Source organism: Paraliobacillus sediminis (assembly GCF_003426055.1).
Window position 1 is genome coordinate 259,145 of sequence record NZ_QJSI01000004.1, and the last position, 11,976, is coordinate 271,120.

General features: G+C 35.6%; 10 protein-coding genes. 9 read left to right on the plus strand and 1 reads right to left on the minus strand.

Features of this window, described 5'->3' with window-relative positions; genetic code table 11:
* Positions 1 to 4 precede the first annotated feature (4 nt).
* From D2K60_RS20310 to D2K60_RS20345, 8 genes are all read left to right on the plus strand, one after another.
* A complete protein-coding gene (locus D2K60_RS20310; RefSeq protein ID WP_420818832.1) occupies positions 5 to 943 on the plus strand; it encodes an LCP family glycopolymer transferase in 939 nt (312 codons plus the stop codon).
* A 1,001-nt stretch (positions 944 to 1,944) separates the two neighbouring features.
* Positions 1,945 to 2,904, plus strand: a complete 960-nt coding sequence (locus D2K60_RS20315) for a calcium/sodium antiporter (RefSeq protein ID WP_117170928.1) — start codon at positions 1,945 to 1,947, stop codon at positions 2,902 to 2,904.
* Between the two features lie 11 nt (positions 2,905 to 2,915).
* Positions 2,916 to 4,250 carry a DUF2252 domain-containing protein gene (locus D2K60_RS20320; protein WP_117170929.1) on the plus strand — a complete coding sequence of 445 codons (1,335 nt, stop codon included), beginning with the start codon at positions 2,916 to 2,918 and terminating at the stop codon, positions 4,248 to 4,250.
* Between the two features lie 203 nt (positions 4,251 to 4,453).
* Complete coding sequence (gene licT, locus D2K60_RS20325; RefSeq protein ID WP_117170930.1) at positions 4,454 to 5,299, plus strand: BglG family transcription antiterminator LicT; 846 nt, start codon at positions 4,454 to 4,456, stop codon at positions 5,297 to 5,299.
* Positions 5,300 to 5,441: 142 nt separating this feature from the next.
* A complete protein-coding gene (locus tag D2K60_RS20330) occupies positions 5,442 to 7,292 on the plus strand; it encodes a beta-glucoside-specific PTS transporter subunit IIABC (protein WP_117170931.1) in 1,851 nt (616 codons plus the stop codon).
* 102 nt (positions 7,293 to 7,394) lie between these two features.
* Complete coding sequence (locus D2K60_RS20335; protein WP_117170932.1) at positions 7,395 to 8,852, plus strand: glycoside hydrolase family 1 protein; 1,458 nt, start codon at positions 7,395 to 7,397, stop codon at positions 8,850 to 8,852.
* 246 nt (positions 8,853 to 9,098) lie between these two features.
* On the plus strand, positions 9,099 to 10,082 hold the full coding sequence (locus D2K60_RS20340) for an ABC transporter ATP-binding protein (protein ID WP_117170933.1): 984 nt from the start codon (positions 9,099 to 9,101) through the stop codon (positions 10,080 to 10,082).
* Positions 10,060 to 10,833, plus strand: a complete 774-nt coding sequence (locus D2K60_RS20345; protein WP_117170934.1) for an ABC transporter permease — start codon at positions 10,060 to 10,062, stop codon at positions 10,831 to 10,833. The genes D2K60_RS20340 and D2K60_RS20345 overlap by 23 nt, the downstream gene beginning before the upstream one ends.
* A gap of 84 nt (positions 10,834 to 10,917) precedes the next feature.
* Here D2K60_RS20345 and D2K60_RS20350 read toward each other — a convergent pair whose 3' ends face one another.
* Complete coding sequence (locus tag D2K60_RS20350; RefSeq protein WP_117170935.1) at positions 10,918 to 11,139, minus strand: hypothetical protein; 222 nt, start codon at positions 11,137 to 11,139, stop codon at positions 10,918 to 10,920.
* Positions 11,140 to 11,313: 174 nt separating this feature from the next.
* On the opposite strand from D2K60_RS20350, the gene D2K60_RS20355 reads away from it, so the two are divergent.
* Complete coding sequence (locus D2K60_RS20355) at positions 11,314 to 11,976, plus strand: ribonuclease H family protein (RefSeq protein ID WP_117170978.1); 663 nt, start codon at positions 11,314 to 11,316, stop codon at positions 11,974 to 11,976.

The following is an 11,976-nucleotide window of genomic DNA, read 5'->3' on the forward strand; positions in this document are numbered from 1 at the left end:
GCTTGTGTTGGGGCGTAAAGAAAAAAGGGAAAAAAACAAGAAAAAAAAATGGTTGAAAATCACGCTTTTAGTTATCGGGTTGTTGGTATTAATAGGAGGCATTTTTCTTTTTGCATTCTATAAGAATGTAAAAGATACGGTAAATAATGATCTTCATGAATCTGTCACGGCTATCGATAATGATCTAACAAAGGAGAAGATGGCAAGTAATGAACCGCTAAATATTTTATTGTTAGGTGTCGATGAACGTGAAAATGATAGAGGTCGTTCTGACACAATGATTGTGCTGACACTAGATCCTAGTAACGAGCGGATGCAAATGGTAAGTATTCCACGGGATACAAGAACTGAAATTATTGGTCATGGAACAGTGGATAAAATCAATCATTCCTATGCATTTGGTGGCAGTAACATGTCGGTAGACACGGTTGAAAACTTTTTAGATGTTGAAATTGATTATTATGTACGTGTGAATATGGAAGGTCTGCAACAACTCGTAGATTCTGTCAATGGAGTAACGGTAACGAATAATCTGGCATTCACAAATGGTAGTTATGAGTTTCCAATAGGAGAACAGGAGTTAGATGGTAGAGAAGCATTGGCTTATGTTAGAATGCGAAAAAATGACCCTCAAGGAGATGTCGGACGTAATGAAAGACAACGTCAGGTTATTGAAGGTGTTATTAGTAAAGGTGCTAGTTTTAACGGAGTAAGTAAAATTAATGAGATTCTATCGGTTCTAGGTGAAAATGTAAGTACAAACATGGACTTCTCAGATATGAGTGGACTTGTTACAGACTATAGAGGTGCACGCAAGGATATTGAAACCTATCAGATTACTGGAGATGGTACGACAATTGATGGTATTTGGTACTTGCAGGTTCCAGACGAGGAAGTTCAAAAAACACATGATATGATTGATGATTTCGCTAACGGATTGTAATATTAAGCACAACTTTCGAAGCGTGAAACAGGCATATAAGTTTTTATAAAGCTTGACACTTTTAAAAAATGTTTATTACTGAATAAACATTGACTCTGTCGTAATAATGCTATCGACTACCTAGTTTTCTACCACGCTACGGTAGCAAATGGTCTCCCTTTCCGTGGGCACAACCTCAGCTATCTATAGAAGCAAAGAGCGCTTCTATAGAGGATCTTCGGTTTGTGCTGTTCCCACAGGAGTGTCAACCATTTTCTACCTTCGCTGAATAGCGGATCTTTGTTTTATACAGGTGATAAAATCACTTTTTATTGTTTTTAACGAGTACCTTAGTCAGCCATAAATTACGAATAATAGAATCTTTTACGCAATTTTATTGAACGGACTAAAACCAGTGGATCAAGCTAAATGGGCGAGATCCTCGAAAATAAAAAGCCATTTTCTTCGTGCGAAGCGTCGCTGTCGAAGGATTCCTTGTCCTGTAGGAACAGCACGGGCTTCCGAGTTAGCCGAAGCCGTGCCTGCGGAAAGGGAGCCCATTTCGCTTGAGGAGCGGTGCATAAATTTCTTTGTATTGCACTTTTTATAACGTGCATTTATTTTACGACAGAGTTTCTCTCGAGTACGTCAGATCAAACGCACTAATGATTACCAAAGCAGCGTGAAGTCAACTTCTATTTTGGATTTTGAGACTTCCTTGTTATACAAAGACCTTAGTGCCGTTTTTACACTGCGAATGTTGAGTAAATTAGTAAAGCAAATGTTTTCAGAGGGCTGAGTAAATGCAGGCCCAAAGGGAGCAGAGTTTATAATCCCTCGTAAAAAACAACAATCTCTTAGAAAACAGACTTTTTAAAAGGCTATCAAGCAAGATAAAAGCTTTTGCAAAAGCAGCTAATGTTTCAGGCTTGTTCTTTAGTGGAAAACTAGAATAATAAAGCTTAAATTAAACGTAAATGGTATAGACTAATTTTACTGCTTTTAATTGAAAGGAAATAAAAATGACGTACTTATTACTAATTATTGGATTTGTCTTACTAATAAAGGGTGCAGATTTCTTTGTTGATGGTGCTTCGAAAATAGCCCAAACCTTAAATGTCTCTCCATTATTAATTGGATTAACGATTGTTGCATTTGGTACAAGCTCACCAGAAGCGACGGTGAGTATTGTTTCAGCTTTAGAAGGTAATGCGGGCGTAGCAATGGGTAATGTGGTGGGTAGTAATATTTTTAATATAACGATTGTTGTTGGTATAACAGCATTGTTAAATCCATTACAAGTACAAAATGAAACGATCAGAAAAGAAATACCATTTGCTTTGTTAGCAAGTGTTGCGCTGTTCATTCTCATTAGTGATATAGCGTTACAAGGACTGGGTGCGAACTCCATTACTAGAGGTGACGGTTTTGTATTGTTATTATTCTTCGCTGTGTTTTTATACTATATTTTTGAAGTAGCGCGTAAAAGCCGAGATAAAGCGAAGCAAGAACAAACAATCAACACAGAGAAACCATCATGGACAAAGAATAGTATATTAACAGTTGGTGGTCTTTTAGCAATAATTTTTGGTGGAGAGCTAGTTGTAACAAATGCAACGGAAATTGCACTTATGTTTGGTATGAGTGAAACATTGGTAGGGTTAACGATTGTTGCAATTGGTACATCTTTACCTGAATTAATTACATCAATTACCGCAGCTTTAAAAAAACAAAGTGAGATTGCCTTAGGAAATATAATCGGCAGTAATATATTTAATGTGTTCTTTGTTTTAGGCTCTGCATCGATCATTTCACCATTGGCTGTAGAAAATAAACTAGTAGTTGATGTACTTATCATGATCGTATTGACGCTATTATTACTTGTTTTCTCAAGGACGCATTTTAAAGTTGGAAAACTAGAAGGTATCGTATTAGCGGCTTTTTATCTGCTATATATGGTTTATATTATCATCAGAAATTAGGAGGTAAATAGATGGTACAAGATGTGAAACAACGCATCAGAAATACAAATAATTATTTGCGAAAACAAACAATACATGAAATTATGGAACAGTTTGATGAGCAGATTATGCGCTTAAGCAAAACGAATCGACGTAGTAAATACACGAAAATGAAGAAAGATGCGTATAGTTTTTTTCGCGGAAGTATCTATTTATTCTATTATGATGTAACGAAAATTCCGTTTTCTTATCATACAACTGAGGAGAAGCCAGCTTGGATATTAGGTGATCTTCATTTTAATAACTTTAGTGCTTTTCAGAATGAGGATGGAGATAGTGTTTTTGATGTAGATGATTTTGATGAAGGTTATTTCGGTTCTTATTTATATGACGTGTTACGGATGGTTGTTAGTATTCGATTACTTGCGGACCAACAAGGGATCGAAGAAGCAGAACATGACGAGCTTGTAGAAATTTATTTAAAGGCTTATTATAAAGAACTAGAAAAATTTGCTGCAGGTGAAAAAGATCCTGTAACTAGAATATTTACGACGGAGAATACAAAGAGTGCAATTGCATCAACATTAGATAGTTTAATGGATAGAAAAGAAACGCATGCACTTAAAAAGCAAACACATGTAAATAAAGATGGCGAGCGAAAGTTTGATCGTAAAAAAACAAAATTTGATGATGTAACAAATAATGAGTATAAAGAAATTAATAAAGTGTGGGACCAGTATTTAGATAGCATAAAAAGTGACGTTTTTAAAGGTAAAGAACAGTATCAGATAAAAGATATTGTTAAAAAAAGCGGAGCAGGAATTGGTTCAATTGGCTTGAAACGCTTTTATATATTGATTGAAGGTCAAGATGATGACATTATCTTAGAAGCTAAAGAAGCACGTACACCAGTCCCAGCATACTTTTGTGCATATAATGAAACATTTTGGGAAGAAAATAAGCATCAAGGAAATCGTGTGATTAACACCCAACAAGCAATGCATCATAAATCAGATCCATATTTAGGCTACTTCACATTGCAAAATCGTGATTTTTATGTAAGAGAACGATCTGCATATGAAGAAGATTTAGAAACAAAAGATCTTAATGTATTTAAAAAGATGAAGCAAACATTAAAAACAATGGGCAAAATATCTGCCAAAATTCACGCGCGAGCTGATGTCGATATCGAACATGGCATACTGGATTACCATGGGGAAGACGAGATATTAAAAGCCATTGGTGATGATAAAGCGGGATTCAAAAAAGAGATGGTTGTATGGTCTAAGTTTTATAAAGAACGCGTTGAAAAGGATTATGACTTGTTTAATGAATGGTTAAAAGAATACTACTATAAAAAGAATTAAAAGTAGTGGAGTAAAAAAATCTAAAAAACTTGAAAACGATTGCTTTTTGCGTTACAATAACTTTAATAAAGGATTGTGACTGTTCGGCAGGCGATACCTAAACAGAGACGTGTGGATATGACTTCCTAATATTGGTAGTTCATATTACTGTTTCCGTTTAGGTTTTTTTTTATAAAACTATATATATATGTAGGTGATAATCCATGAAAATAAAAAAAATATTTAATAATAATGTTATTTTAGTTTCTGATGGTGAAGAAGAAATGATTGTAATGGGAAAAGGAATTGGCTTTAATCAAGGTGAATCTGATCAAATTGACCCAGCGAAGATTGATAAGAAATTTGTATTAGCAACAAAGGGCGTTGCGGATAAACTTGCAACACTTATTAATGAAATTCCAGATGAACATTTAATGCTATCTAATAAAATAATTGAGCTTGCAAATGAATCATTGGAAACGGAGTTAAATGTAAATATATATATAACGTTAACTGATCACATTAGCTATGCTATAGAGCGAGTGAAACAAGGTCTTCTGCTCAAGAATCCTTTGGCATGGGAAGTGAAAAAATTTTATAAAGAAGAATATCATGTAGCTTTACAAGCTTTAGATATTATTAACGAAGCGAGTGGGATAAGGTTACCAGAAGATGAAGCTGGTTCAATTGCTTTACATCTTGTTAATGCACAGCAAGGTGAACATGATATGGAACAAACAATGGCTATGACGCAAATTGTAACCGATTTATTGCAAATTGTTAAATTGCATTATGGGATAGAAATTAATGAGGATTCAATGAATTATAATCGATTCATGACACACTTACGTTATTTTGCATATCGTGTACTGCGAGATGAATTTGTACCAGAAGATGAGGATTCTTTGTATGATCAAGTAAGAAGGAAGTATCCAGCAGCCTATAAATGCTCAAAAAAGATGGTTGCTTATTTAGAAAAGAATTTTAACAAGAAACCGACAAAAGAAGAATTGGTTTACTTTATGATTCATATTCACAGGGTGACAAGTCGAGAAACAAAAAATAGCTAGTGGGGATTGTGACTGTTCGGCAGGCGAAACCTGAATTGATACGTTCTAATTGGAGAAGTATATCTAATTAGAAGGTTTCAGTTCAGGTTTTTCTTTTGTCCAAAATGGCTGAGCGAAAAATAGTATAAGGAGTGAATGGAAAATGAGTTACAACGATTTAGCAAAAGACATTGTCCGCTTAGTTGGTGGAGAAGAAAACGTAAATAGTTTGGTGCATTGTGCAACAAGACTGCGTTTTAAGCTAAAGGATAATAATAAAGCAGAGAAGGAAGAACTTAAAAATATTGATGATGTGCTAAGTGTTGTCGTTAGTGGTGGGCAATTTCAAGTGGTCATTGGTAATCAAGTTTCGAAAGTATACGAAGAAATTACGAAGGTCTCGAATATAGGTGGTTCATCATCGTCAAGTGCAGATGATAGTAATCAAGAAAAAGGAAATATTGGTTCGCGTATTTTTGAATTTATCTCCGGGAGTTTCTCGCCATTAATTCCAGTTTTAGCTGGTGCTGGTATGTTAAAGGCATTAATTATTGTCTTAGAAATGCTAGGTTGGCTTTCTGAAGGTAATGGAACATATTCCATTTTATCAGCAGCTGGAAATTCTATCTTTTATTTCTTACCGGTTATGCTTGGTATAACAAGTGCAATGAAATTAGGAGCGAATCCATATGTCGGTGGTGCGATTGGTGCGGCATTATTAGAACCAGACTTTATGGCATTAATTCCTGAAGAGGTTACTTCCTTTATTGGTATCCCAGTCGTAATGATGGACTATTCTTCATCTGTTTTTCCGATTTTTATTGCGATTGCGATATTTGCAGTATTTGAAAAACAACTGAAAAAATTTGTTCATAAAGATTTGCAATTGTTCTTAGTACCAATGCTCTCACTGGCAATTATTGTACCATTAACGGCAATTGTCTTTGGACCGTTTGGTGTGTATCTTGGCGATGGTATTGCCTCAGGTATTAATTTCTTAATCGATGCAAGTGGGTTATTGGCTGGTGCAGTACTTGGTGGCTTTATGACTTTCCTTGTTGTATTAGGTTTACATTGGGGAATCATACCTATCATTTTAGAAAATTTAGCCAATGGTGGAGACCCAATCAGTCCAATGTGGGCTGCAGCTACTTTTGCACAAATCGGTGTCGCGATTGGTATATTTATTAAAGCACGTGATAAGAAGTTGAAATCTTTAGCAGGTTCAGCGGCTGCACCTGGTCTATTAGCTGGTGTGACCGAACCAATTATCTATGGCTTATTGCTACAGTATAAGCGTACATTAGTATATGTCATTATTGGCGGTGCTGTTGGTGGTGCAATAAATGGTTTAGGTGGTGTTACTCTATCTGCTTTTGCATTCCATAGTTTATTCGCAATCCCTATAAATACACCATGGCTTATATATATTATTGGTATAGGCGCTGCATTTACTATTGGTATGGTTCTGACATTAGTTCTTGGTTATGAAAGCAAACCTTCAAACAAAGATAAAGAAGTAGAAGAAATTGATGATAGAAAAGAAGAAGTAGAGAAAAAGAGAGAGGTCATTACGAGCCCGATAAAAGGTGAAGTCGTTCCATTAAGTGATGTGAATGATCAAGTTTTCTCATCTTTTGCAATGGGTAAAGGAATTGCAATCCAGCCAACTGAAGGTAAAGCCGTTTCTCCTGTTGATGGTGAGATTACGACTATATTCCCAACTGGACATGCAGTAGGGATCACATCTGAACATGGTGCTGAAATTTTAATTCACATTGGATTAGACACCGTTCAATTAGATGGTGAGCACTACACAGCACATGTTAAACAAGGTGATCAAGTCAAACAAGGTGATCTTCTAATAGATTTTGATGTGGAAGCAATTAAAGCTGCAGGTTATGACGTTATTACACCAGTTATTATCACAAACACAAATAATTATCTGGAAATTGTTGAAACGAATAACGAAGCGGTTGAGGTAAATGATGATTTACTAACACTTGTTGTATAAACCATCTAATAATGCAACCCGCTAAGGAAGAAATGGGCTCACTTTCTGTGGGCACATCCTAAAGTGTGAAAATAAATAGTAAAAATAAAAGGAGTAGAGATTATGGGACAATTTCAAGCGGAATTTCCAAAAGACTTTTATTGGGGTGGCGCAACTGCTGCGAACCAAATTGAAGGCGGATATGATCAAGGAGGAAAGGGCTTATCAGCTGCTGACTTTGTAGAGTATATTCCAAAGGATCAACGTAAAAAAGATAATTCAATGGAAATTACTTCAGATCAGATTAGAAAGGCACTAAGTGGTGAATCAACAGCTCGTTTTCCAAAACGGGAAGGAATAGATTTTTATCACCATTATAAAGAGGATATCGCATTACTTGCAGAGATGGGTTTTAAAGCTTTTCGTTTATCGATCCATTGGGCGCGAATATTCCCAAATGGTTATGATGAAACACCTAACGAAGAAGGATTGAAATTTTACGATAATGTCTTTGATGAATTACGTAAACATAACATCGAACCGGTTGTTACGTTGTCCCACTATGAGACACCTTATGGTTTAACAGATAAATATAATGGTTGGGTTGGACGTGAGACGATTGATCATTTTGTCCGTTATGCGGAAACAGTATTTACGCGGTATAAAGAAAAAGTTGCGTATTGGATTAGTTTTAATGAAATAAATGTTATTACGATTAGTCCATTTACTGGTGGCGGTGTGGTGTCTGACAAAGAAGACAAACCAATGCAAGCAAAATATCAAGCATTGCATCACCAGTTTGTTGCAAGCTCACTCGCAACTAAGAAATTGCATGAGATAAGTCCAAAAGCAAAAATGGGTTGTATGTTAGCTGTAATGACACATTATCCACATACACCTAATCCATTAGATGTATTAAAAGCACAAAAACAGAATCAAGATAACTTATTCTTTACTGATGTACATGCACGTGGTGAATATCCTCGTTATATGGATCGTTTCTTCCAAGAAAACGATATTGAAATAGTTAAAGAAACAGGAGACGATGAGATTCTAAAGCAACACACGGTTGACTACATTTCGGTTAGTTATTATATGTCGATGTTATCTTCTGAATCACCTGAAGGGGAAGTAACAGCAGGTAACTTGCATAACAGTTTAAAAAACCCTTATCTAGAAGCTTCTGATTGGGGTTGGCAGATTGATCCAGTTGGCTTACGTGTTGCCTTGAATGACATGTATGATCGTTATCAATTACCAATCTTTATTGTTGAAAATGGTTTAGGTGCATATGATAAAGTCGAAGAAGATGGTTCCATTCATGATCCGTATCGTATCGAATATCTAGGTAAACATATTGAACAAATGAAACAAGCGATTGGTGATGGGGTTGAATTACTTGGTTACTTAGCTTGGGGACCAATCGATCTTGTTTCAATGTCAACAAGTGAAATGTCGAAAAGATATGGTTTCATTTATGTCGACAAAGATGATGAAGGAAACGGAACGCTTGAAAGAAGCCGTAAAGATTCATTTTATTGGTATCAAAAAGTAATTGAAAGTAACGGCGAAGAACTATAAAGTTTTGAAAAAGAAGCACCTACTTTATTAAGATTAAAGTAGGTGCTTCTTTTTATGCATTTTTTTCCATATAGTAATATGATACTAACGAGCATTGTTACACTGAATGGAGAAATTGCTGTAATAGGAGCTAGTTTTTTTGATATCAACCTAGGGACGTAGTTGATATCGCCCTTTGGACGGTAGTTGGTGTAGCTAGTTTAGCTATACAATATGGATAGTATATTAGGCTGAAAGGATGTTTAAATGAAGAACATAATCGAGGTTGATCATTTACAAAAATCTTATAAAAAGAGGAAAACGCAAGAGGTAATTGAAGCGGTTAGTGATATTTCTTTTGTTGTCAAACCGGGTGAGATTCTTGGCTTACTAGGTCCAAATGGTGCAGGAAAAACGAGTACGATTAAAATGATTTGCGGTTTGCTTCATCCAGATGAAGGTTCTGTGAAGATAAAAGGCGTTGATAACACGAAACATCGCCAAAAAGCATTACGTCATATTAGTGCCGTATTAGAAGGCACGCGCAATTTATATTGGCGGTTAACCGTTCGTGAAAATCTTGAATATTTTGCAGGAAATCGAGGAGTCTCTCGTAAAACAGCTGCACCTTTAATTGATGATTTATTAATTAAATTCAAATTAAAAGACAAAGAAAATGAGTTGGTAAATCGATTATCACGTGGTATGCAACAAAAACTGGCGATTGCAGTGGCCATGTTAGCAGAAAGCGATGTTATTTTACTTGATGAACCAACACTTGGACTAGATGTCGAGACGGGTTATGAAGTACGTGAAATTTTAAAATCAATTGTAGCCGATTATAATCGTACAATTATTATTAGTTCGCATGATATGGATGTCATTCAAGATTTATGTGAACGTACAATTATTATTAATAAGGGAAAAATAATAACGGATGATCGGGTAGATAATTTAATGAAGTTTTTCGAGGTACGTTCATATAGCATTAAACTTGGAGGATTGTTAACGAAAGAACAAGAAAGTCGATTGACAATCGTTTTTCCAAATCACCTTTATACAGCTGATGTTATTCAAGCAACCTTAGAAATTGAGCTAGCCCAAAGTGATGAAATTTATCGGTTATTTGATATATTGAAACTTGACGCAACACCAGTCGAAGCTATTGATCGCAAGGTAGTTAACTTTGAGCAAGTCTTTATGAAACTTGTAAAGGGGGAAACAGCTCATGCAGTTGCTCAATCTATTTAATGCCAATATGCGAAAGGAATACATTGAACTAAAAAGATACTTGCCAAATACGATTGCTATCTTGTTAACCTTCTATATTATTTTTTTAGGTATGTTTACTGGTATTCAAATCATTGGCGATCCCAGCACACAGGATGCAAATATTCAGTACGTAATTGTTAATTATATTTTTTGGTATTTAATGATGATTGTTGTTAATGACATCGGCTGGCAAATTAGCAATGAGGCATCACAAGGAACTTTAGAACAAATAAGTATGTCGCCAATGGGTATTTGGCGGATTCTTACTGCAAGATTAATTTCATTAACCTGTATTCACTTTTTTATTATTGTTGCACTATTGTATCTGTCGATGGCAACAACAGGACAGTGGCTTAATATTGATGTGGTAACGATTATCCCAATACTACTACTTACATTGGTCAGTATGTTTGGCGTTGGTTTTATGATTGCGGGATTAACTATTATACTTAAACAGGTGCAAGCTTTTCTGCAAATATTACAGTTTATTTTGGCGGCATTAGCTTTTGTGCCATTATCAGTTGCACCATTTCTAGCTTTTTTCCCGATTGTAAAAGGAGTAGACCTTGTCCGAAGTGTCATGATTGATGGACTGACACTCGCACAAATTGGGGCAAATGATTTTTTGATTTTAGGATTTAATGCTGTCTTTTATTTTGCGCTTGGTTTAGGGATCTTCTTATATTGTGAACGCTTTGCAAGGAAGAAAAGTTTACTATCGCATTATTAGAATAAAAAGGCGAACCCGCTTGGGTTCGCTTTTTTTACTATAATTAATGTGCTTCGTCGTTACTAAAATGATGAAAGGTTAGACTTACCATGCTTGGAAATGTGCGTTGTTATTTTTGGCTTCTTGTTCGGCTATTGATTGGATTGCATTCGTTGGTTGGACTTGGGTTTGGGATTGCATATTGGTAACTGCACTACTAATTTTTTCTGGTAGCTGCTGAAGTGTCCCGTTTTGCATGCCTTTTCTGATGCCATAAACTGCTGCACTTGCCGCACCTATTGTTAGAGCTTTATTTAGTAAACCCATAAAATGATCATCCCTTCGTATTTTATTATTTAACACATTTATAGTTTTTTATAAAAAACGATTCCTATACAAGAATTCATTTTCCATCGCTCATGCATATGGTAAAATAGGGAAGTGGTAAGGATGTTTTTTGCAAAGAGTGGGAACAGTATAAATAAAAAAGGTGGTTCAACTGTGAACGTCAGAATCGAGTTAACCTATCGAACAGCAAAAGGAACAGAAACGACATTTAGTTCAGATCAAATGCGTGCTGCAAAAGCAATGTTAATCGCAGATGACTTCGATCGAACGGGTCGGATGAAAGAGATAGCATTTATTGATGAACAGGATACAAGCTGGACAATGAAAGAAATGAAAAAATACTTAGAAGAAATTGAAACAGAACCACATGATGTAACGGTTTATTTTGACGGTGGTTTTGATCTTAAAACGAAAAGGTCTGGATTAGGCTGTGTCATTTATTATCACCAAAACAAGAAGGCATTTCGACTGCGCAAAAATGCGTTAGTAGAAGAGTTAAATACGAATAACGAAGCGGAATATGCAGCTTTTCATTTAGGTGTTAAAGAATTAGAGGATTTAGGTGTACACCATCTACCGGTTGTCTTTGTAGGTGATTCCCAAGTCGTAATCAATCAGTTAAATGGAGAGTGGCCATGTGTTGAGGAAGAGTTAAACAGATGGGCTGATCGAATTGAAAATAAATTAGACAAGTTGGGAATTACACCAGCATATAGAGCTGTTTCTAGAAAAGAAAATCGGGAAGCAGATCAATTAGCTTCGCAAGCCTTAAAAGACATAGATATTAGTAGTACGCTTGAGTTAACAAAGGAGTAA

Excerpts from the sequence above, each read along its gene's own strand:
- D2K60_RS20315 (WP_117170928.1), top strand. The coding sequence starts at position 1,945 with ATGACGTACTTATTACTAATTATTGGATTTGTCTTACTAATAAAGGGT.
- D2K60_RS20320 (WP_117170929.1), top strand. The coding sequence starts at position 2,916 with ATGGTACAAGATGTGAAACAACGCATCAGAAATACAAATAATTATTTG.
- licT (WP_117170930.1), top strand. The coding sequence starts at position 4,454 with ATGAAAATAAAAAAAATATTTAATAATAATGTTATTTTAGTTTCTGAT.
- D2K60_RS20330 (WP_117170931.1), top strand. The coding sequence starts at position 5,442 with ATGAGTTACAACGATTTAGCAAAAGACATTGTCCGCTTAGTTGGTGGA.
- D2K60_RS20335 (WP_117170932.1), top strand. The coding sequence starts at position 7,395 with ATGGGACAATTTCAAGCGGAATTTCCAAAAGACTTTTATTGGGGTGGC.
- D2K60_RS20340 (WP_117170933.1), top strand. The coding sequence starts at position 9,099 with ATGAAGAACATAATCGAGGTTGATCATTTACAAAAATCTTATAAAAAG.
- D2K60_RS20345 (WP_117170934.1), top strand. The coding sequence starts at position 10,060 with ATGCAGTTGCTCAATCTATTTAATGCCAATATGCGAAAGGAATACATT.
- D2K60_RS20350 (WP_117170935.1), bottom strand. The coding sequence starts at position 11,139 with ATGGGTTTACTAAATAAAGCTCTAACAATAGGTGCGGCAAGTGCAGCA.